The organism is Chitinophaga sp. (genome assembly GCF_039596135.1).
Taxonomy (GTDB): domain Bacteria; phylum Bacteroidota; class Bacteroidia; order Chitinophagales; family Chitinophagaceae; genus Chitinophaga.
Window position 1 is genome coordinate 55,531 of sequence record NZ_JBCNKH010000016.1, and the last position, 22,076, is coordinate 77,606.

Here is a 22,076-nt window from a genome sequence, read left to right on the forward strand (position 1 = left end):
CAAAATATCTAATTAATGTATAATATTTTGGACAACTTACGTAATAGGTTATAAATGAGTACAATAATCGACAATTATATAATCAAGTTTTAAATGAGTAAAGAGATCACGGCCCGTTCCGAAGACTATTCACAATGGTATAATGATTTAGTGCTGAAGGGCGGTTTAGCCGATTATTCTGCCGTAAGGGGATGCATGGTCATCAAGCCTTATGGATTTGCGCTCTGGGAAGGAATGCGCGATGTATTGGACAAAAAATTCAAAGATACAGGGCATCAGAATGCCTACTTCCCGTTGTTCATCCCCAAAAGCTTCCTGAGTAAGGAAGAAGATCACGTGGAAGGCTTTGCAAAAGAATGTGCCGTGGTAACTCACCACAGGCTCATGAAGAATCCTGACGGCCCCGGTGTAGTAGTAGATCCTGCTGCAAAGCTGGAAGAAGAGCTGATTGTGCGCCCAACCTCCGAAACAATTATCTGGAATACCTATAAAGACTGGATCAAGTCTTACCGCGACCTGCCGTTGCTCATCAACCAGTGGGCAAACGTTGTGCGCTGGGAGATGCGTACCCGTTTATTCCTGCGTACAGCAGAATTCCTGTGGCAGGAAGGGCATACCGCCCATGCTACTGCCGATGAAGCTATTGCAGAAGCAGAACAGATGCTGGAAGTATACGCTGACTTTGCAGAAAACTATATGGCCCTGCCAGTAGTAAGAGGGGTAAAATCTCCTGCAGAGCGTTTTGCCGGCGCACTGGATACTTACTGTATCGAAGCGCTGATGCAGGACGGTAAGGCACTGCAGGCAGGTACTTCTCACTTCCTTGGCCAGAATTTTGCTAAGGTATTTGACGTAACTTTCACTAACAAAGAAAATAAACTGGAGCATGTATGGGCCACTTCATGGGGTGTATCTACCCGCCTGATTGGTGCCCTGGTGATGGCTCACAGTGATGATGATGGGCTGGTACTGCCTCCACGCATTGCCCCACTGCAGGTGGTGATCGTGCCTATATATAAAGGTGCTGAGCAAAAAGAAAAGATCGATGCGAAAGTGAATGAGATCATGAGCGATCTGAAAAAAGCAGGTATCCGTGTGAAATATGATGATGCAGACAACAACCGTCCTGGTTGGAAATTTGCGGAATACGAAATGAAGGGTGTGCCTGTACGTATTGCACTTGGTGCCAGAGACCTGGAAAACAATGTAGCTGAAGTAGCCCGCCGCGACTCCAAAGAAAAATTCAGTCAGTCCCTGGATGGCCTGGGTGCTTATATCGGCACATTGCTGGATGATATCCAACAGCAAATGTACAATAAGGCAAAAGCCTATCGTGACGAGCACATTACACCTGCCAACACGATGGAAGAGTTTGAAAAACTGCTGGACGAAAAAGGGGGGTTCATCTCTGCACACTGGGATGGTACGACCGAAACAGAAGAAAAAATCAAAGAGCGTACAAAGGCTACCATCCGTTGTATTCCTTTGAACAATCCACAGGAAGCAGGTACCTGCATCCTGACCGGTAAACCTTCTACGCAGCGTGTATTATTCGCGAGAGCTTATTAATTGATGAGTTGATAAGGCCGGATTACTGCCTGTTAACTCCTCTACTCAGAGATATTCCGGGAGCAGGGCTGATCCTTAGATTGGTCCTGTTTTCCTTCGGATAGATAATCTTCAAAATCTGACCTTATTCATGCCTGCAGTCCGCTACATATTATGTTGGATACTGTTGACTGTGTGCTTATGCAATTCCGCATCGGCACAGGGGCCCATGATCCGCAACTATAATGTAAAGGATGGTCTGGCCAATGCCACCGTGTATGCCGCCGTACAGGATAAAGAAGGTTTTATCTGGTTCGCTACCCCCACAGGTGTGAGCAAATTTGACGGAAAACGCTTCCGCAACTACGCCAAAAAAGATGGCCTCACAGACAATGATGTGGTGAAACTGTCGGCCGATTCCAAAGGCAGGGTATGGTTTTCCACCCTGAATGGACTGCCCTCTTTTTACTTTAATAACCAAATTCACTCAGCTGCCAATGATTCCTCGCTGCGTATCGACTCTCATGGACAATATATGCAGTACATGTTTGAGGGTGATGAAGATTATATTTGGTTTCTCAATACAGACAACAGGATCATCCAGTACAGCGGCAGGAAAACAGAATATAAGCAAGGCCATGTCGACCTTTTTCACTTGCTGCGCAACGATACTATCTACAGGCGCCTCCAGAATTACTTTAACCTCGGCAGCCTGACAGATATCAATAACCCCAATATAAAGATATTCCTTTCTTCTCCCTATCCCATAGACGATGATGTATTCATTGGCAGGATCCGGAAGAACCCGATCGTCATTCTCAAAAATACGGTCTATACCTATAGCTATAAAGAAGCCACCTGTTTCTTCAACGGTCCTGACTGGGGTATCAACGATGAAATCAGTAATGTATGCCTGGACAACGATGACCTGTGGATCGGCACTCCCCGTGCATTGTATTACCTGAAAGACTTTTTCAAAGGCGCCCGGCATATTAATAAGTTGCTCGATAATCACTATATCACTTCTGTACTGAAAGATCGTGATGGCAACATCTGGATTACCACCTTTGGTGATGGTGTGTACAACATCCCTTACAAAAACTTTTATTTTAATTACCTCGATAATACAAACGGGCTGTATTCCCACTCTATCTTTAGCATATGCAAAGACCGCAAAACCGGCATCCTGCTGGTAGGCCAGAATGCCGGTGTACTCAATACAATCGATAGTAACAACGTGATCCGGCGTTTTAACCTGGATAACACCAGTGGCCGGAACAGCATTCTCAGTATATTACCTTATAAAGACAATGAGATACTGATTGGTGCAGACAATGGACTGTTTACCTTCAATACCCTGCAGCAGCAGATATCCGTATTACTGCCTATCAGGAATATGAAGGATGTGGACGTAGGGCCAAATGGCAAAATCAGGGCAGTGTCGAAAGACCAGGTGATAGAAGAGAACTATTCAGTGGCGGTACCGGATGTACAGATTACTTCTATCGCCAGCGTAAGCGATTCATCTTACTATGTAGGTACAGGTTCCGGCTTGTTTTATGGCAAAGACGGATCGGCCAAAGTAGTGATTCCGGGCACAGAGGTAGAACTGCACCAACCTGTCAAAGACCTGAAATATATAGACGGCTACCTGTGGATAGGTACGGCAGATCAGGGATTGTACGTACTAAAGAACAATCGTGTGGTAAAGCATATTGGCTCTGCCGACAAACTGGTGAGCGACATCTGCCAGCAACTGTATTACGATGGAGTGGGCCGGTTGTATGTTTCTACTAACAAAGGTGTGTCAGTCATTGATGCACATACACAGACCCTGATCCGGAATATTACCAGCAACGATGGTTTGATGAGTGACGATACCAGGGGAGTATACTACCAGCATGGGGTATTGTACATTGCGACTTCCAACGGACTCAGTTATTTCAGTGATAACAATTTGCCGGTAGATACGGTGCCGCCTCCGGTGTACCTGAGCCATATCAGGTATGGCGACAGTACCTATCTGCCCTCTAAAAAGATTACCTTGCTGTACCAGCGCAAGGCTTCGTTCGAAGTGGAATTTGGTGCGATCGCCTACGATTTGCCGGACCTGGTCGAGTACCAATACAATTTTTCCAGCGATACGGGCAGTGGCTGGATCACGACAATGTCGAATATCGTACCTTTCCCCGACCTGCAGCCCGGTACCTATGAATTGCAGATCAGGGCCAGGAAGTATAAGAGCGAGTGGAGCCAGCCGGTGGCCATTACGATGACGATACTACCGCGGTGGTACCAGCAATGGTGGGCAAGGGGAATCGTGATCCTGCTGGCATTACTGCTGGTTGCGTTTATACTCCGGTATATCTTCCTGCGGTTCAAGGACGGGGAAAAACGAAAGACGGAATACAACAGGCGGATTGCAGAACTGGAGGCCAAAGCCCTGACCAACCAGATGAATCCACACTTTATATTCAACTCGCTGAACAGTGTGCAGCACCTGATCATGGAAAAAGAGGAGAAGCAGGCCCTGAATTTCTTAGCAGATTTCGCTACCTTGATGCGGCAAATGCTCAATAATTCCAGGAAGTCCTATATCTCGCTGGATGAAGAAATTGCCTTCCTCACCCGTTATATTGAGTTGGAGAAGATTAGATTTGCAAATGTCTTCACCTACCACTTTGCGATAGAAGATGCATTGAAGGATTATACGATCTATATACCCCCTATGATTATCCAGCCGATCGTGGAGAACGCGATCAAGCATGGCCTGGCACCTAAGAACGGCAGTGGGCACCTGGAGGTAAAACTGATGCTGAAAGGAGATATGCTTTACTGTTCTGTAGACGATGATGGAATAGGTTGGGACAGGGCAAATGAGCTGAAGAGCGGACGCCTGATAAAGCACGAATCTACGGCGCTGAGCGTGATCAGGGAGCGGTTGCAGATTATAAAATCTTTTAATGGAAATGTTGGAAAGTTAGAAATTATTGATAAATTTAAGTCAGGTTTCGGCAATAAAGAGGGTACGCTCGTTGAAATTCTGATTCCCATTGTTAAGATGTTATGAGTAATATAAAAGCTGCGATCGTAGACGATGAAGTCCGCAACATCCACATTTTGCGAAATATTCTTGAAAATTACTGTAAGGATGTTACGGTAGTCGGGGAGGCGCAGAACATTCATGACGCGGCGGAAATGATTAAAAATACCCAGATCGATGTACTGTTTCTGGATATTGAAATGCCGCCACATAATGGATTCCAGTTATTGGAAATGTTTCCTGTGTTGAACTTCGAAGTCATCTTCATCACTGCATTCCAGGAATATGCTTTGCAGGCAATTAAGTTTGCCGCGTTGGATTATCTGCTCAAGCCTATTAAGGTGAGTGAGGTGGAGGATGCATTGGAGAAGGTGAAGAAGAGTAAGAAAGGGAGGTTGAATGAGCTGGCGTCTATACTGAAGGATTATGTGAAGAATAATGACAATGCTTTTTCTAAGATAGTGATTCCGGTGAATGATGGGTACAATGTGATAGATCTGAAGGATATTATTTATTGTGAAGCGTTTGATAGTTATACGAAGATTCAGTTGATCAATAATGTATCGCATTTGATATCCAAGTCACTGAAGGAGTATGAGGAGATGTTGAGTGATAAAGGGTTTTATAGGGTGCATAAGTCTTTTTTGATTAATATTCATCATATTGTGAAGATTATAAAGGGGTTGGGAACGGCTGTGGTGATGAGCGATCAGAAGAATATACCGATTAGTTCGAGGAAGAAGGATGAGTTTTTTGCGCAGTTGAAGGGGGTGATTAATTTGTAAATTTGGTTTTTTAAAAGATATGAATGCCTGGCGGGAGCCGGGCATTTTTTTTATTGGCCTGCGGCAGCAAGGAAGTTTTCTCTTTTTTTCGGCTGCCGCCGATTTTAGGAACGTCTTATCTCTACAGGCCGATGCAGATGTTGGAAGTTTTACCTCTTTCGGTTGATGCCAATGTCAGGAAGTCCTACCTCTTTCGGCTGATGCCAATGTCACAAAGATCCCTTCTCCCCATCGGCGCCAGCCGAACAAATAAAGCTCTTCCTTGCTGCCGCAGGCCAATCTCAAAAAAAGAAAAGCCCCGGTCTTTCAACCAGAGCCCTTCTCTCCTTAACTTATAAACCTATATGAAAAACGATAACTAAAAATCAGTACTATTCGTCAAATCAATATTATAATAGTACACCCCATTCAACTCAGGATACACCCCTTCCAACTGCACCTTCTTCTGTTTCTCAAGAATCCCTCTCAGCTGCTCCACTGAAGTCACCGCCTGATCACCTGCTTTCATAATAATAAAAGAAGGTTTCATATTCGTTTGTTTCTTCAACACCCCACTACTGATATTATCTACATACACACCACCACGAATCCCAATCTTCGCCGCATCACTTTTTTCCAGTGTCACCAGGTCTGCGCCCAGCGCATCAATCACCGTTGCTTTCACAATATTGGTATTCCCATCTATATTCTTCAGCACTGCATTTGCTGTCCGCGCCTTATCTCCACGCAGGTAGTTGATGCTAATCTTATCACCAGGTTTAAACCTTGCAATCTGCTCCGTCATCTGCGGAATAGAAGGAGTATTGATACCATTAATACCAGTAATCACATCACCCTTCTGTATGCCTGCATCCGCCGCTGCACCACTTGCTACCACATCTGTCACTACCACACCATTCACATCTCTTCTTATACCATATTCTCCCCATTTCTCTTCAGGAATAGCATTCGGATCCTGGTACCTGATACCGAGGTAAGCACGTTGTACATTACCATACTTCATGATATCATTCACTACTTTCTTCACCAGGTTCACCGGAATCGCATAAGAGTAACCTGCATATGCACCGGTAGGAGAGGCGATGGCAGAGTTAATACCAATCAGTTCACCTGCGGTATTGATCAGTGCACCACCACTGTTACCCTGGTTCACAGCAGCATCTGTCTGAATAAAAGATTCGATCGCGTTTCTCTTCGCCTGCTTGTTGATACCGATAGAACGCGCTTTCGCACTCACGATACCTGCAGTCACGGTAGTTTCCAGGTTTAATGGATAACCGATAGCGAGTACCCACTGCCCGATTTCAACATCGTCAGAGCTGCCATACAGCAGGTAAGGCAGGTTCTTCGCATCTATTTTGATTACTGCGAGGTCGGTGTTAGGATCGGTACCGATCACTTTTGCTTTGTAAGTTTTGTAGTCATTGAGTGTAACGGTGATTTCGTCCGCGTCGTCAACAACGTGGTTGTTGGTTACGATATAACCATCGTCAGAGATGAGTACGCCGGAGCCGGAAGCCATCTGGCCGGGAACATAATATTTACGTCCGCCGCCGCCACCCTGGAATTCATCCCCAAAGAAGTCATCGCCGAAGAGGTCTTCGAGTACGCTTCTTCTCCTTTGCAGGTTGTTTGTGACCTGGCGGGGATTGATTTTCGTCTTAATGTGAACTACACCCGGAACGGCCAGTTTAGCTGCCGCTGAAAAGTCTGTAGGTGGAGTGAGGTTTCTGTGTTCTGTACCAGGCATGTAGCTGGTATAGTTTACTGGGATGTTGTCTGATCCATTTTGATAGGGACCTGCCTGCCGGGGCTGAAATTTGCTGTAAACAAATACGCTGGCAAAGGCAGTGGCCGCGCTGATTAGAACAGTTGCCGCAATTTGCCGGAATTTCATATTTTTTGTGTTTAGGTTTTTTTTGAACTTGATATAAGGAACATAACAATTTTAGTGCCTCTGATACAAATTTAAGGGGGGAGATGATTCATACAACCAGTGCTATTGTTACTTTAACAGTTTATTATATGAAAGGTTAATGCCATCTTAAAGGATGGGTGACAAAGTAACGGAGGTACTGACAAAATAACGATGGAATCGGACAAAATGTTATTTGAGGGGCATTCGCTTCGCGAAAGATGTAGGGGTTTTTTATTCAAAATAAGGGGCGGCTTTCTTTGAAACCGTAAGGTCAACGGTCTTTTCTCAAAATAAAAGGGTTACCTTCTTCGAAACGGTAGCGCCAATGGTCTTTTCTCAAAATAAAAGGGTTACCTTCTTGGAAACGGTAGCGCCGACGGTCTTTTCTCAAAATAAAAGGGTTACCTTCTTGGAAACGGTAGCGCCGACGGTCTTTTCTCAAAATAAAAAGGGTTACCTTCTTGGAAACGGTAGCGCCGACGGTCTTTTCTCAAAATAAAAAGGGTTACCTTCTTGGAAACGGTAACGCCGACGGTCTTTTCTTAAATAAAGAGGCTACTTTCTTCAAAAGATAGTCCCGCCCGCTCTTTCTCAAAACAAAGGGGCGACCTATCCGATCGCCCCCTCTATCTATAATTTACTCAAAAACTCCATCGTATCCACCCCATCCGCATAATCCGTCAACAACGGCTGCTGTGCCGTTCCAAACGGCGTAAACCCCCTTCCCACCAGGCACTGCAAATCCTCACTCACCTGCAACTCAGCCGCCAGCGCATCTTTATCAGTATAATACCCATAGTTCAGCACGCTCAGCGGGGAGAACAGCGGCGCTGCCTCCTGCAATAACACACTCTCATTCGTCATAAAAGGACTATTGTTGAGCAGGATCAAAGCCAGGTTATAATCGTAATTATTCTTATACTTATGATGATCGGCAAGATAACTATACTTGCGCAGCGCTTCCAGCAAAGCGGTGAAATCATACCCCTGGGGTACATACACCTTAGTTACATTGCGGCAACCCAGTCCAAAGTAAATACTAATATCATCCGCCAGCCCTTCCAGCTCTCCCTGGGTTTCTTCCCCCGTAAGGATAGCTACCGATGTCCGGTTCCGGCGAATAATGTGCGGATACTGCGCAAAGTAATACTGAAAATAACGGGAAGAATTGTTGCTACCCGTTGCAATATAGGCATCACAGTTCTTCAGCATATCCTGCACCGTAGTCTGCTCTGCCCATTCGGGGTGCCATTCATTCATCTTATCAAGCACATGCTGCATCAGTATTACATCTTTCGACGACAGCTTGAGGCGAACGTTGTGGCCGCTCACGAAACCGCAGAGCCAGTCATGAAAGCCAACGAGGGGGATGTTACCAGCGGTAACAATGCCCACTGTACGGGCAGGTTTGCCATTGTTCAATTCCGGATAGGCATTGATCCAGCTGTTGAGGCGCGCTGCATCCAGGAAATTGTCACTAATCTGGCGAAGCGCCAGGTCAATAAACTCCGGGGTGAACCAGCCATTCGCCTGAAAAGCCCTTTCCTTAACTGTTTCCAGCGCCGGATCATCGCTTGTCAGGTATTGACCTAAACGTACCAGGGCCGCTACTTTTTCTGTACTGCTCATGAATCTATATAAATAATTAACTTTTTAAAGCGAGATATTCTATTTTTGTCTGCAAAATTAATGGCTTACTTCTTAAACAAAAAGTTTATAACATGGCAATCAAAATAACAGATGAATGTATTAATTGTGGAGCTTGTGAACCTGAGTGCCCAAATAACGCAATCTACGAAGGTGGCGTTGAGTGGGCAATGGCAGATGGCACTACAATTAAAGGTTCTTATGTGCTGATGGATGGATCTTCTATCGATGCCGACCAGCGTAATGCTCCCCTGGCTGTTGACAGCTATTATATTGTTCCAAATAAATGTACTGAGTGTCAAGGCTTTCACGAGGAGCCACAATGTGCGGCAGTATGTCCGGTAGACTGTTGTGTACCAGACGAAATGTACCAGGAGTCTGAAGAAGAACTGCTGGCTAAGAAGAATAAATTACATATTTAATCAGGAAGCATAAGGAATTATCGGTAACTGGTCGTCAGCCTTAAATCGCTGGCACGCATACCGAACCTAAAAGGGGAGAAAGGGTAGAAATTGCCTTTTCTCCCCTTCTTTTTAGGGTAAAAAAGTTTACATCCCCCATTTTTCTATTAACTTTATCCGCTTATTATTAATTATCATATGAAAAAGAATATCGCCCTTGTTGCCGGCGGATACTCAGGAGAATATGTCATCTCCGTACAAAGTGCCGTAACAATTGAGAAAAACCTGGATAGCAGCAAATACAATGTGTATAAAATAGTTATTACAAAAGATGGCTGGAATTATACGGGGGACGATGGGCAGGCGATAGCAGTCGATAAGAACGATTTTTCATTGACTATCAAGGGGGAAAAGATAACTTTTGATGCAGTTTTCATCGGCATTCACGGTACACCTGGTGAAGATGGCCGCCTGCAGGGATATTTTGAAATGCTGGGAATTCCATTTACCAGCTGCGGCATGGTGACCTCCGCCCTGACCTTCAATAAGAGCTATTGCAATAAGGTAGTGGCCGCCCTGAATGTAGTGAATGTATCCAAATCTGTGCATATCTTCAGTAATCAGCCATACGATACCAAACAAATATTAGCACAACTCAGGCTGCCCGTATTTGTGAAACCTGCTGAAGGCGGTAGCAGCATCGGTATGTCTAAAGTAAATACCGCTGAAGAACTGCAACCTGCCATCGACAAGGCTTTCAAAGAAGATGTGCAGATCCTGATCGAAGAGTTTATCAAAGGCAGGGAAATTACCTGCGGTTTATATAAAGTAAATGGCGAACTCACTGTTTTGCCCCTCACAGAAATCGTGAGCAGCAAAGAATTCTTTGATTATGAGGCGAAATATACGCCCGGTATTACCAAAGAAATCACCCCTGCACCAGCACCAGACGATGTATGTGAGCTGATCAGGAATACTGCCAAAGAACTGTACAACAAGTTGAATTGCAGAGGTATTGTGCGTGCAGATTTCATTTACGAAGAAGCAAACAACCGCCTGTTCTTCCTGGAAGTAAATACCATGCCTGGTCAGAGCGAGAACAGCCTCGTGCCCCAGCAGGTAAGAGCTGCCGGTAAGACCCTGCAGGAGTTTTACGGCACATTAATTGAAGAGTGCCTGAGGAAATAACAAAGCGGTATAAGATAACGCTATCTTTAAGTTAAAATATAATCTGTGTTCAATCAAATTACAAAACGCTCCTTTGGGTTTAACCTGGCCGTAGCGGTAGGGTTATTCCTGGTATTGGGGCTGATTTTCTTCATGCTGCTGGGGGTGATTACTAAGCATGGAGAAACCCTGACTGTGCCTGACGTATATCGCAAGAGTGTGAAAGATGCTACCAAACAGCTGGAAGATGCCGGGTTCAACGTAGATGTAAGAGACTCCATTTTTATTGATAGCCTGCCTGCCCTGGCTGTATGGGAGCAAACCCCTGCCAAAGGTGCAGTAGTGAAAGTGGGAAGAACTATTTATCTGACTATCAATAAGGTAGTACCGCCAATGGTGGATATGCCCGACCTGGTAGGTCTCACTTTTCGTAGTGCTGAAATGACCCTGCATAGCCGCAGGCTGAATGTAGGAGATACGATTTATAAACCGGACTTTGCCACCAATACCGTATTGCAGCAGCTGCTGAATGGTAAACTGGTAAAAGCCGGCAGACAGGTTCCCGAAGGTAGCAGTATCACACTGGTACTGAGTAGCGGTACAGGCAGTATAGAGAACCCCGTACCGGACCTGATCGGGATGACCTTCCAGGAAGCCAAGGTAACCCTGAGTGGCAGAAACCTGAACCTGGGTACCGTCATGGTAGATCCTTCGGTGACAGATACCGCCAATGCATTTGTGGTCAAACAGGATCCAATGCCAAGAAATTCACTGCAGGAGCTGAGCATGGTGAGGGCAGGAGAAGTGGTGGACATCTGGTTGTCGCCCACCGCACCTGCGAAAGGTGGAAGCGATTCAACCCCTGAGCCGGAAAAATAAAGTAGTATACCCCATAATCGTTTAACATATAAAATTTACAGCGATGGAAAATATAACTGCTGAAGAACTGAAACAACGTATTGATAATGGTGAATCCCTGCACATCGTGGATGTAAGAGAACCACACGAGCATGCAGAGTTTAATATCGGTGGCATCCTGGTGCCACTGGGCGAAATAAGAGCCATGCAAGTAGATGAGCTGGAAGACTTGAAAAATGAAGAAGTGATTGTGTATTGCAGAAGCGGTGGCAGAAGCAGCCAGGCAGCCATGATCCTGGAAACAATGGGATTTCAGAATGTAAAGAACCTGACCGGTGGTATGTTGTACTGGCAGGATAAGTTCGGGAAATAAAAGAATTAAAGAGGCTGACCAGAACTGAAGTGCCCCAAAAAGTTAGGCACTTGAGTTCTGGTCAGCCTTTCTTTATTGTTCAAAATAGGCGCAGGTTCCGCCTACCCAGGTATGAGTTTTATCCTTCGTCACCCCAATCATTTTACTCTTACTAATCCGCGCCAGGTTATGCACCAATAATGGCCGGGGTGCGCCATCCTTCCACAAATACATCATCCTGATCTCGCAATAAGCAGGTCCATCCGGTGTTACAATTGCTGGTGCATATTGTACTTTGCGCTGTAAAATCCAGTTCTCAGGGTCTGTAATCCCGGCTATATCCGAAGGTGTCACATCAATCACTACCCCCTGACCTGCAAATGAAAAAAGTGGTTTCAGCACATAGTTCTCCAGGTCGGCTGGCAATTCCTTTGCATTCAGAAACCAGCTCTCCGGTGCAAATTCACTATGAATAAAAGGCAGCGTGTACTTACTGATCCGGTAAAACCAGTTCGGATGGGTAATCCACTCCACCTCAAAATCCTGGAACAAAGACACATGTGCAGGCAATGCAGCCGATTGTCTTTCCAGGTCATCAAAGATCACCCGGTTGTAAATGCGTTTAATTAAAGTATCCTTATAATATAATTGATTGCCCCTTTGTTCCAGGTCTGTAATACAGATCAGGGGTATTCCCAGCACCTTTTGGGTATAGTAAAAATCAATACGTGTCTTTTGCTCATGCGGCTTTACTTCCAGCAATACCACTTCTTCCGGCTGATAAGGGCCTACAATAATTTCTTTTAGCAAGGCTAAATAACTGCTGTCATCATACCCATTAAAATAGTTATTCACTGTATCCGGCACCTGGAAATGGCGTTTAAATTCCTTTGCCATCAGCTCCTGGAATGCATACAACGAAGGAAAGCCCTGCAACTCTATCAGCTGTGGCTGCAACACTCCCGCCGCATTTTGGCACACGGCAAAATCAATGATCACAAAATGTGCATGCTCATTTTCGCCCGGCACTTTCATACCCGGTGGAAAAGACGCTTCGCTACTGGCTTTAAAGTCAGGCTGCGTAATCACATCTATAATCGCTTCGCTGGTATCAATCAATTGCCTGGTCAGCGCAGCTGGCACAAATACAGGTGTTTCCGCTACTTTAAAAGCAGGTGCTTCGCCGGCAGCAGCAGCCATTGATTGAACAAATGCCGCGTATTTCTCCGCAGTAAAATTGTCGTTATAATATTTGCGTAAAGAAGGAATCATGATTGAGCAGATAAAGCATTGTCCAGGAATGCAGGAATAAAAGTATCATAGGTGAGCATGATCTTATCCGGATCTGAAAGCTGTTCCAGCATGCTGTAGTATTTTTCAGCACCATAGTTGGTAAGCACCTGATCTTTCTTTTCTTTTTGCAGCAGGTACATCCGCATCCCGGTGGCATCCGCTTCCGGATGGAATTGTGTACCGATCATATAAGGGCTGAAACGAATCGCCATCGTCGCTCTTTCCAGTGGCACATGGGGGCGTTCTTTTTCAATCGCCAACACAGTGGCGCCCATAGCTGCCATGCGGTCGTGGTCCAATCCAATCACCTGCCAGTTGCGGCTATCTACGATGTAAAAGGGATCAGGCAGCCGTTCAAAAATCTTTTCTTCTGCAGCTTTTATATGCACAGGAAAAACACCAAATGCAGGCGACCGGCGTCTGCACACATTGCCCAGTTGCAGGTACCGACACATCAGCTGAAAGGAATGGCAGATCAGCAGCACTGGTTTCTGCGCTGCCATCAGGGCTTCCATCAGGTTGAAATAATGTTGTTCCCACTCACTGCCTTCGCTATCCAGCGGTGAACCGGGTCCCCCTGTAGAAATGTAAATATCGTAAGAAAGATCAGGTACCTGGGCAGAAAGGCGAACTTCATATTCATCACACTGCAATGCCAGCGAATGACGCGCAGCATATGCCGCGAGTATTTCCCTGATGCAACGCATCCCTTCGTTCGGGACTCCCTCATACATGTCCAGTATGGCTACTTTCATGTGCTAGCAGTCTTTGAGGAATTGTTGAATAATGAAGTCAGCTACGCTGTGCAGGTTCTTGTTTTCTTTGAAAACAGCCAGCTGCTTGTCAGCGCCGGTACCATGCTGTAAGATTTCTTTCGTATACTCGATGTAAGGACGGCTACCCAGTTCATCGACCACATCGTCCACAAATTCCAGCAGTTCAAAGATGAGCGAACGGGTATTCACTTCCGCTTCTTTACCAAAGTCAATGAGGTTGCCATCTATGCCATAGCGGCTGGCTCTCCATTTATTTTCATTGACCAGCGCACGGTTGTAGATAATGAAGTTCAGATTTTGCATGCGCAGTTTATAAATCTTTGCACAGAGCGCCTGGAAGATGGCTGCAATGGTACAGGTTTCCTGCAGGGTGAGTGGTACATCACAGATCCGGAATTCTACCGTATCGTAAAAAGGATGTACACGCAGGTCCCACCAAACCTTGCGGGCATTGTCAATACACTTGGTCTTGACCAGTAATTGTATATAGCGATCGTATTCTTCTATACTGGCAAAGTAATCAGGGATGCCGGTGCGGGGAAACTTATCAAAAACCTTTGTTCTGTAAGATTTAAAGCCTGTATTTCGACCCTCCCAGAAAGGAGAATTGGTACTAAGGGCAAAAACATGTGGCAGAAAATAACGAACAGAATTCGCAATATGCAGGGCCATTTCCCTGTTCTCCATGCCCACATGCACATGCAGACCAAAGATTAGGTTAGACCTGGCGGCATCCTGCATTTCATTTACGATTTCGAAATACCGGGGATGGTCTGTGATAAGCTGGGCTTCCCATTTGGAAAAGGGATGGGTGCCTGAAGCACCGATGCTATACCCCAGGTCACCGGCAATCTGTGCCACCGTTTTGCGAAGGTGGGCCACATCTGCACGGGCTTCGTCGATATTGCCACAGATGTGGGTACCGACTTCTACGACTGCCTGGTGAAATTCGGCTTTTACTTTTTCCGGGATGACTTTGTGGGCCTGTTCTACAATTTTTTGTTCATGGGAGCATAGTTCGAGCGTTCGAGGGTCCATGACCATGTATTCTTCTTCAATGCCTAGTGTGAAATTCCGGAGCATAGATGGTAATTAGGGAGCCAAGATAAGAAGAATATGGAAAAAGGCCTGCGGCAGCAAGGAAAAGTGCCCTTTTTATGGCTAACGCCATAGAAATACAGAATTGAAACAAAAATGCCTGCAACAGCAGGGAAAAGTGCTCTTTTTATGGCTAACGCCATAGAAATACAGAATTGAAACAAAAATGCCTGCAACAGCAGGGAAAAGTGCTCTTTTTATGGCTGACGCCATAGAAATGCAGAATTGAAACAAAATGGCCTGCATACCAACTGAGGGGAGAAAGCTCGTAATGCAGGCCGGTTGTATAAAACAAACAACCTATTCTTTGGCCTTTGCTTTTTTAGTAGTTGTTTTCTTAGTAGCTGCCTCTTTTTTAGAAGTTGCTTCTTTTTTAACAGCCGCCTCTTTTTTGGCCGCACTCTTTTTCTCAACCGGCGTTGCCGACTTCTTCGCCGTCGTCTTTTTCACCCCCGGTACAATCGCCGTCTGTTGCCCTGGCACCGCATGGGTCATAAACACCCCCCAGGTCAGGTTATCCGTTCCCGGCAACTGCCGCAGGGCCCTTTCAATCGCATAATTCGCCGCTGTCTCTACCACCCACTCAAAGTTCTCCGCACCAATTGCACCTTCATCAGCTTCCGGGGCCGGGTTCCAGAAGTCGATCACATATGGAATGCCACTACGCACGGCTATTTCAACCGTATTGAAGTCATACCCCAGGTAGCGGTTCAGGTTGGCTACCTGTTCTGAGATCACACCTTTCAGGTCATCGTCACCCTGCGATTTATCGAGGTAACGCTGATAGGGAGGTTGATACGGATCGTAAGGAATGACACGTACATACTTGCCCCCAATGCAATAACAACGATAATAAGAATCATATTCAATCTCTTCCTGCAGCATCATCACGAGCTGGCCGGTGTGCGCATGTTGTGCAAAGAATTCCTCAGGACTATTGACTTTGTAGACATGTTTCCAGCCTCCGCCATTATAAGGTTTCATATAAGCGGGGAAACCAATATGCGCGAAAATGCTGGCCCAGTCAAAAGGATATACCAGGTTCCGGAACGACTGACCAGTCGTGTTATCAGGCAGGTCGCGGGAGGGGAGCAATGCTGTTTTAGGAACATTGACACCCGTACGTGCAGCCAGTTCATTGTTCACAAATTTATCATCCGCGCTCCACCAAAAAGGATTGTTGATAACCGCGGTTCCTTCCAGGGCAGCCTGTTTGAGCCAGGTGCGATAGAAAGGAACATCCTGCGAAATGCGGTCCAGGATCACGGCGTATTTATTGGGAACCCCCTGAATCACTTTGTCGATGGATACAAATTCAGCAGCGACGTTGTTAACATTTTTAGCGTTTACGCGGTCAATGAATGCCTGGGGGAAACTGTTTTCCTGACCATAGAGAAGGCCTATTTTTTTCATCCTGAAAAAGGTTTTACGTTGAGTGTATCAATGATTCCGTTTACAGTAGAAGCGGTTGAGGATCAATATTCGCGCCAATGGATTGACCAGCTTATTTAATAAGGGAAAGGTAATATGGTAACATTTCGTTCCATACCGGCCAGTCGTGTTTTTTATTGGGCCTTATATCCAGCCAGTGACTGATTCCCTTGTGAGCGAGTATCCCTGACATCCGTTCGTTCTGGTGACGGGCTATATCTTCGTCAGCCACGCCCAGTATAATCCCCATGCGCCAGAGCGCTTCGTGCGGGTTGTCGCGCATGTAATCCATGGGATTATGAAAGTACACATTGTCATCATAATGGCCATCCAGGCGGGAGGTAATATCAAAAATGCCGCTGAGGCTAAAGAGGTAAGAGACCTGCTCCGGGTAGCGGAAGGCAAAGTTGGCGGCATGATACCCACCAAAGCTGCAGCCGGCTACAGCTACGCGGCGGATGCCGGTTTCGTGCATGACTCTTTCCAGCACCTCATGGCGCAGCAGGTTGTCGTAAGCAATATGGTTGAGGGCGCGCTGGGCAGGGGAGACCTGTTTGTTGTACCAGCTTCGGGCATCAATACTATCGGGGCAATAAACGCGTATAAGCTGGTGGTCTATGAACCATTGTAATGCCTGAATAAGGCCCCGTTCCTTATGTTCATAATGGCGCCCCATAGAGGTAGGGAAGAGGATGAGGGGATAACCTTCCTCTCCGAATACCAGCATCTCAAACTCACGGCCGAGATGAGGGGACTTCCATTTGTAATGTTGTTCATGCATTCATATAAATATAATAAAAAAACGCTTCGGCTGTTAGACCGAAGCGTTTTTTGTATCTGTGTATATGCAGATTAGAAGTTGTAGCGTACGCTCAGCTGACCTCTCCAGCGAGACAGGTAGTCGCTCACTGTATATGGTCTCAGGATACCGTTGATGTTGTTCATCTTTGTTTTATCAAAGGTGAATGTTGGGTTCTGAGTTTGAGATACGATGCTAAACAGGGATACAGACTGGTTGCTCAGGTAGTAAGACCAACCCCAGTTACGGTTCAGGAGGTTAGCCACGTTCAGGATGTCGAAACCAACTTCCAGTCTGTGTGTGTTTTTCAGGATGAAGTCCTGTGCGATCTTCAGGTCGAAGTGACTTTCCCATGGCATTCTTGCACCGTTACGGATAGTGCTTTTACCCAGGTTATCCTGCAGGTATTTGTTATTAGAAGCAAAATCCTTGAAGTCGGCCAGCTGCTGGTCAGGAGTTACTACAGTACCGTTAGACAGTGTCAGGTTTGTGAACTGGCTGGCATCTGTAGGCAGATATGCTAAGCTCGCAGAACCAGTTTTACCGGAAGCATCATCACCAGTCAGGTTGTAGTTATACAGGAATGAGTAGCGCTGACCGGTATAACCCTGGTAAACCAGACCGATAGTGGTAGACAGGTGGTTCTTGGCATAACGGAAAGTTTTGCTTGCGAAAGCAGTTACACGGTGACCGGGATCGTAGTTAGCACGAGCTACATCTACGTTGTTCAGGCCATTCTGGTTGTAAGCAAAACGCCAGTTAGAATAAGCGGTAGAAGAAGTACCGTCGTTCAATGAGGTAGATTTACCATAAGTATACGCGATACTACCAGCCCATCCGTGATCCAGCGGTTTCTGGATCTGGAAAGTGAAGTTATAAGCATAACCTTTGCTGGTGTTTTTCAGGTAAATTACGTCAGTATAGCTGCTGTTAGCGCGTTTGAAGTTGTACCATGGACGGGTAGTGTTACCTACAGCCACAGTACCCACCTGATCACCTACGTTCAGGTTTTGGTAAGAAATGTTGTTGATAGTCTTGGTATACAGACCTTCGATCGTACCAATCAGACCCCACCATGGCAGTTTCTGGTCAATAGCCAGGTTACCACGCAGTACCTGGGGATATTTGAAGTCCTTGTCAGTTACGTCAACTTCAGTTGGCGCCGCTGCAGTAGTTGGGATATAAGCACCCAGGTGTACATCAGATGGATCGTAGTTGAAACGAACAGAAGGATCAGGCGTACCACTGAATTTAGTGAAGGCAACACCTGTGTTAGAGTAAGCGTTAGAGATCCATACCAGAGGTACACGACCAGTGAACAGACCAACACCACCTCTCAGCTGGGTAGTACCATCGCCATTCACGTCGTAGTTGAAGGCAACTCTTGGTGCGAACAGCAGTTTAGACTTAGGCACTACGTTGTTCTGAACGTTGTATTTAGCAGCGATATCAGAAGCGTTGAATCCGGTGTTTGCGTCAGGTTTGTTGAAGAATACAGGCAGATCGATACGGAGACCATAGGTCAGGCGGAACCTGTCGTTGATATCCCATACATCCTGGCCATATAAGCTGAACTGACCTGCATGGATCTTACCTGGAGCCAGGTCATCGCCACCCTTAGCGGAGTAGCTGATACCATAGGAAGAAGGTGCAGCAGAGTTAGCGAGGAAAGAGCTCAGGCTTCTGTAAGTATAGTAACCGTAGTAGTACTGCAGGAACACGTTGTTCGTATTGAAGAACTGGTTGTCAGTACCAAAGGTCAGGGTGTGTTTTTTCTTCTGAAGGGTCAGGTTATCCACGATAGTGAAGTTATCCTGGCCCAGTGAGTTACGTGCAGAAGAGTAATCAGCACCTGCGTTGTAGTTCAGACTGCTTTCAGTGATATAGATAGAAGGGAAAGCAGAAGTATTACGTCTGTCGCGGATACGGTTGTAAGTCACACGCAGCACGTTGGATGTAGTGGCATTGAAGTTACTGTTCAGTTCAGCTACAGAAGAGTTGGTAGTGCTGAGCATATAGTAACCGCTGTTACCAAAGGTCATAGTAGTGGCGCTACGGGAAATTACGTAGTTGCTACCATCTACATAGCTATGACGCAGGGTCAGCTTATGCTTGTCATTGATGTTCCAGTCAATACGTCCGAATACGGAAGTCGCATAACCTTTGGAACTGATATCAGTGTAGCTACCTGGATCGTAACCATAGTTGGTCATCAGGTAGTTACGGATAGAATCCAGTCTTGCAGTGCTGAATTTAGAACCTGAACTCGCATCAGCCGGGTTATAAGGCAGCGGAGTTTTGTAGTCGTTTCTTTCAGCATTTACGAAGAAGAATGCTTTATTCTTAATGATAGGACCACCTAAGCTGGCACCCCATGTTGTATTATTATAAGTTGCGTATTTCACATCGCTCTGTACGTTGTGACCTACAAAACCCTGGTTCTGGTTCAGGAAATAAGCGGAACCATGGAACTGGTTAGTACCTGATTTGGTTACAGCGTTAATACCACCACCAGTGAAGTTACTCTGGGTCACATCGTAAGGAGACAGTACAACCTGTACTTCCTGTACAGATTCCAGCGGAACAGCATTTACGTTTGCCTGACCACCGTTGGTACCGGTAGCAGTCAGACCGAATACGTCGTTTGCACTGGCGCCATCAACTGTGAATTGGTTGAATTTGTTGCTCTGGCCAGCAAAGGAGATACCCAATGGGCTACCGTTTGAGCTGCTGTAAGTAGATACAGCCTGTGGGGTCAAACGGGCAAAATCCTGGATGCTGCGGCCTACAGTTGGCAACTCGGTCAGCTGGCGCTGGCCGATGTTAGTCTGTGTACCGGTGCGGTTTGAACTGATAATACTGTTTCTCTGGCCAACAACGGTTATTTCGCTCAGAGATTTGCTGGCATCCTCGAGTTTTACGTTTTGGGTCAATGCAGTACCCAGGCTAAGATACAGGTCTTTAATGTTTTGTTCCTGGTAGCCAACATAAGTAATAGTAATGGTATAAGGCCCCCCTACACGCATGTTAGGGATATTGTAACGACCCCCCTGTTGAGTTGTGGTACCGTAAACGGTTCCGGTTGGAACGTGAACGGCTTTAACTGTGGCCCCAATCAGGCCTTCCCCCTTTGCATCTTTTACCAGACCGGTAACAGCACTCGTTGTTACCTGTGCAAAAGAGTAGCAAAAGCTAAGCAAGACAATGAAAGTTAACAGTAGTTTTTTACATCCCATATTTGAGCAGTTTGATTTATTAGAGCGCAAAGGTTAGAAAATTTTTATTACGAACTTTAACTTGAAATTAACAAATTGTTAAGCCATATTAAAAGATTGAGTATATCGGCAGGTTAATTCGAAACTATATGGGAAAACAGCCTTTAAATCGAGTTTGTTCAACTAATAGGTGAAGAAATTCTAATATTTCGAATAAGATTTAGTTGAAATACTTAAATCTCTGTCGGGCAAGGGCCGTTTTTATATTAGATTTCAGGTAAATGTTTATATGATTATATTTTATATATGATAAGAGGTGGAGAAAAACAGGGGAATGGTAGTGAGTTTGAGGGTAATTGAGAAAATATAGGACAATCGATGCCTGTTACCGGACAATTTTTGTGCTGTCAAAAGGGCGTAAAATCCGGGATTAGTCCAATGTTTAGTGCCTCTTTTTACCCTAACTTTGCTATTCAATATAACAACAGTGATATGTTAGACACAATAGAGTCAGCCATAGAAGATATAAAGAAGGGTAAACTGGTCATAGTAGTAGACGACGAGGACAGGGAGAATGAGGGCGATTTCATCACAGCTGCGAGGAATGTGACTCCGGAGATTATCAACTTTATGAGCCGTTACGGCCGTGGATTAATATGTGCACCATTAATTGAAGAAAGATGCGAGGAGCTCGGCCTGGAAATGATGGTGCGTGATAATACAGCTTTACATCAAACTCCCTTTACGGTTTCTGTAGATTTACTGGGGCATGGTTGTACCACCGGTATCTCTGCCCATGACAGGGCTAAAACTGTACAGGCCCTGATCGACCCCAATATTCGTTCCGAAGAATTAGGCAAGCCCGGGCATATTTTCCCTTTGAAAGCAAAGAAAGGGGGAGTGCTGCGCCGTACAGGACATACGGAAGCTACTATCGATCTGGCCCGGTTAGCAGGATTTGAGCCTGCTGGCGTGCTGGTAGAGATCATGAATGAAGATGGCTCCATGGCCAGACTGCCGGAACTGAAGGAGATTGCAGTGAAGTTCGACCTGAAACTGATTTCCATCAAAGACCTGATTGAATACAGGCTGAAAAAAGAATCCCTGATTGAAGAACAGGTAAGGGTACATATGCCAACTGAATATGGTGATTTTGAATTGATTGCGTTCAAGCAACTGAATTCAGGCGAGACCCATATGGCGCTGAAGAAGGGGGATTGGAAGAAAGATGAGCCGGTACTGGTACGGATCCACTCTTCCTGTGTGACAGGGGATATTTTGCATAGCCTGAGATGTGATTGTGGCCCACAGCTCCATAAGGCCATGCAGATGGTGGAAAAGGAAGGGAAAGGACTTATATTATATATGAACCAGGAAGGAAGAGGAATTGGCCTGCTGAATAAACTGAAGGCGTATAAATTACAGGAGGAGGGGAGAGATACTGTGGAGGCGAACCTGGAATTAGGTTTTCAGATGGATGAGAGAGATTATGGTGTAGGTGCGCAGATTTTGAGGCATTTGAATATTACTAAGATGAGGTTGATTTCGAATAATCCGAAGAAGAGAGCAGGGATGAAGGGGTATGGGTTGGAAGTGGTGGAGAATGTGCCGATTGAGATTCATCCGAATCCGCATAATGAGGTGTATTTGAAGACGAAGAGAGATAAAATGGGTCATGAGATCTTAAAAGGATAAAGAAAAAGGGCTTTTGTTTATGACAAAAGCCCTTTTTTAATGAGGTAATT

General features: G+C 45.7%; 16 protein-coding genes. 8 read left to right on the top strand and 8 right to left on the bottom strand.

Features of this window, described 5'->3' with window-relative positions:
* The first annotated feature begins 93 nt into the window (after nt 1-93).
* From proS to ABDW16_RS12630, 3 genes are all read left to right on the top strand, one after another.
* Nucleotides 94-1,569, top strand: coding sequence for a proline--tRNA ligase (gene proS / locus ABDW16_RS12620; RefSeq protein WP_343670161.1), 1,476 nt, complete (start codon nt 94-96; stop codon nt 1,567-1,569).
* A 172-nt stretch (nt 1,570-1,741) separates the two neighbouring features.
* Complete coding sequence (locus ABDW16_RS12625; RefSeq protein WP_343670162.1) at nt 1,742-4,618, top strand: histidine kinase; 2,877 nt, start codon at nt 1,742-1,744, stop codon at nt 4,616-4,618.
* Entirely contained in the window at nt 4,615-5,376 is a 762-nt protein-coding gene (locus ABDW16_RS12630; protein ID WP_146967894.1) for a LytTR family DNA-binding domain-containing protein, read from the top strand. Before ABDW16_RS12625 ends, ABDW16_RS12630 begins: the two co-directional genes overlap by 4 nt.
* Nucleotides 5,377-5,734: 358 nt before the next feature.
* Here ABDW16_RS12630 and ABDW16_RS12635 read toward each other — a convergent pair whose 3' ends face one another.
* Both ABDW16_RS12635 and ABDW16_RS12640 read right to left on the bottom strand, forming a co-directional pair.
* Complete coding sequence (locus ABDW16_RS12635; RefSeq protein ID WP_343670165.1) at nt 5,735-7,273, bottom strand: trypsin-like peptidase domain-containing protein; 1,539 nt, start codon at nt 7,271-7,273, stop codon at nt 5,735-5,737.
* A 651-nt stretch (nt 7,274-7,924) separates the two neighbouring features.
* Nucleotides 7,925-8,923: an acyl-CoA reductase gene (locus ABDW16_RS12640; protein ID WP_343670166.1), complete on the bottom strand. Its 999-nt coding sequence runs from the start codon at nt 8,921-8,923 to the stop codon at nt 7,925-7,927.
* A 92-nt stretch (nt 8,924-9,015) separates the two neighbouring features.
* Between ABDW16_RS12640 and ABDW16_RS12645 the strand changes: the two genes are divergently transcribed.
* The 4 genes from ABDW16_RS12645 to ABDW16_RS12660 all read left to right on the top strand — a co-directional run bounded on the left by ABDW16_RS12645 (nt 9,016) and on the right by ABDW16_RS12660 (nt 11,740).
* Nucleotides 9,016-9,363, top strand: a complete 348-nt coding sequence (locus ABDW16_RS12645) for a 4Fe-4S dicluster domain-containing protein (RefSeq protein ID WP_343670167.1) — start codon at nt 9,016-9,018, stop codon at nt 9,361-9,363.
* Between the two features lie 177 nt (nt 9,364-9,540).
* Nucleotides 9,541-10,530: a D-alanine--D-alanine ligase gene (locus tag ABDW16_RS12650; protein ID WP_343670169.1), complete on the top strand. Its 990-nt coding sequence runs from the start codon at nt 9,541-9,543 to the stop codon at nt 10,528-10,530.
* A gap of 45 nt (nt 10,531-10,575) precedes the next feature.
* Nucleotides 10,576-11,388, top strand: a complete 813-nt coding sequence (locus tag ABDW16_RS12655; RefSeq protein WP_343670171.1) for a PASTA domain-containing protein — start codon at nt 10,576-10,578, stop codon at nt 11,386-11,388.
* 43 nt (nt 11,389-11,431) lie between these two features.
* A complete protein-coding gene (locus ABDW16_RS12660) occupies nt 11,432-11,740 on the top strand; it encodes a rhodanese-like domain-containing protein (RefSeq protein WP_343670173.1) in 309 nt (102 codons plus the stop codon).
* Nucleotides 11,741-11,812: 72 nt separating this feature from the next.
* Here the strand turns inward: ABDW16_RS12660 and ABDW16_RS12665 are convergent, their stop codons facing one another.
* The 6 genes from ABDW16_RS12665 to ABDW16_RS12690 form a co-directional block, all read right to left on the bottom strand.
* Nucleotides 11,813-12,991 (bottom strand): hypothetical protein, encoded by a 1,179-nt coding sequence (locus ABDW16_RS12665; protein ID WP_343670174.1) that lies wholly within the window; start codon nt 12,989-12,991, stop codon nt 11,813-11,815.
* Entirely contained in the window at nt 12,988-13,767 is a 780-nt protein-coding gene (locus ABDW16_RS12670) for a GMP synthase (RefSeq protein ID WP_343670175.1), read from the bottom strand. The genes ABDW16_RS12665 and ABDW16_RS12670 overlap by 4 nt, the downstream gene beginning before the upstream one ends.
* 3 nt (nt 13,768-13,770) lie before the next feature.
* Nucleotides 13,771-14,871: a carboxylate-amine ligase gene (locus tag ABDW16_RS12675; protein ID WP_343670177.1), complete on the bottom strand. Its 1,101-nt coding sequence runs from the start codon at nt 14,869-14,871 to the stop codon at nt 13,771-13,773.
* Between the two features lie 315 nt (nt 14,872-15,186).
* On the bottom strand, nt 15,187-16,299 hold the full coding sequence (locus ABDW16_RS12680; RefSeq protein WP_343670178.1) for a hypothetical protein: 1,113 nt from the start codon (nt 16,297-16,299) through the stop codon (nt 15,187-15,189).
* 91 nt (nt 16,300-16,390) lie between these two features.
* On the bottom strand, nt 16,391-17,098 hold the full coding sequence (locus ABDW16_RS12685; RefSeq protein ID WP_343670179.1) for an alpha/beta hydrolase-fold protein: 708 nt from the start codon (nt 17,096-17,098) through the stop codon (nt 16,391-16,393).
* A 71-nt stretch (nt 17,099-17,169) separates the two neighbouring features.
* The gene (locus tag ABDW16_RS12690) at nt 17,170-20,352 is read right to left on the bottom strand and encodes a TonB-dependent receptor (protein WP_343670180.1); all 3,183 of its coding nucleotides are present in this window, start codon (nt 20,350-20,352) and stop codon (nt 17,170-17,172) included.
* A 471-nt stretch (nt 20,353-20,823) separates the two neighbouring features.
* Between ABDW16_RS12690 and ABDW16_RS12695 the strand changes: the two genes are divergently transcribed.
* Complete coding sequence (locus ABDW16_RS12695) at nt 20,824-22,026, top strand: bifunctional 3,4-dihydroxy-2-butanone-4-phosphate synthase/GTP cyclohydrolase II (RefSeq protein WP_343670181.1); 1,203 nt, start codon at nt 20,824-20,826, stop codon at nt 22,024-22,026.
* Nucleotides 22,027-22,076 lie beyond the last annotated feature (50 nt).

Excerpts from the sequence above, each read along its gene's own strand:
- ABDW16_RS12670 (WP_343670175.1), bottom strand. The coding sequence starts at position 13,767 with ATGAAAGTAGCCATACTGGACATGTATGAGGGAGTCCCGAACGAAGGG.
- proS (WP_343670161.1), top strand. The coding sequence starts at position 94 with ATGAGTAAAGAGATCACGGCCCGTTCCGAAGACTATTCACAATGGTAT.
- ABDW16_RS12690 (WP_343670180.1), bottom strand. The coding sequence starts at position 20,352 with ATGGGATGTAAAAAACTACTGTTAACTTTCATTGTCTTGCTTAGCTTT.
- ABDW16_RS12660 (WP_343670173.1), top strand. The coding sequence starts at position 11,432 with ATGGAAAATATAACTGCTGAAGAACTGAAACAACGTATTGATAATGGT.
- ABDW16_RS12650 (WP_343670169.1), top strand. The coding sequence starts at position 9,541 with ATGAAAAAGAATATCGCCCTTGTTGCCGGCGGATACTCAGGAGAATAT.
- ABDW16_RS12640 (WP_343670166.1), bottom strand. The coding sequence starts at position 8,923 with ATGAGCAGTACAGAAAAAGTAGCGGCCCTGGTACGTTTAGGTCAATAC.
- ABDW16_RS12680 (WP_343670178.1), bottom strand. The coding sequence starts at position 16,299 with ATGAAAAAAATAGGCCTTCTCTATGGTCAGGAAAACAGTTTCCCCCAG.
- ABDW16_RS12630 (WP_146967894.1), top strand. The coding sequence starts at position 4,615 with ATGAGTAATATAAAAGCTGCGATCGTAGACGATGAAGTCCGCAACATC.
- ABDW16_RS12695 (WP_343670181.1), top strand. The coding sequence starts at position 20,824 with ATGTTAGACACAATAGAGTCAGCCATAGAAGATATAAAGAAGGGTAAA.
- ABDW16_RS12675 (WP_343670177.1), bottom strand. The coding sequence starts at position 14,871 with ATGCTCCGGAATTTCACACTAGGCATTGAAGAAGAATACATGGTCATG.
- ABDW16_RS12635 (WP_343670165.1), bottom strand. The coding sequence starts at position 7,273 with ATGAAATTCCGGCAAATTGCGGCAACTGTTCTAATCAGCGCGGCCACT.
- ABDW16_RS12665 (WP_343670174.1), bottom strand. The coding sequence starts at position 12,991 with ATGATTCCTTCTTTACGCAAATATTATAACGACAATTTTACTGCGGAG.
- ABDW16_RS12645 (WP_343670167.1), top strand. The coding sequence starts at position 9,016 with ATGGCAATCAAAATAACAGATGAATGTATTAATTGTGGAGCTTGTGAA.
- ABDW16_RS12685 (WP_343670179.1), bottom strand. The coding sequence starts at position 17,098 with ATGCATGAACAACATTACAAATGGAAGTCCCCTCATCTCGGCCGTGAG.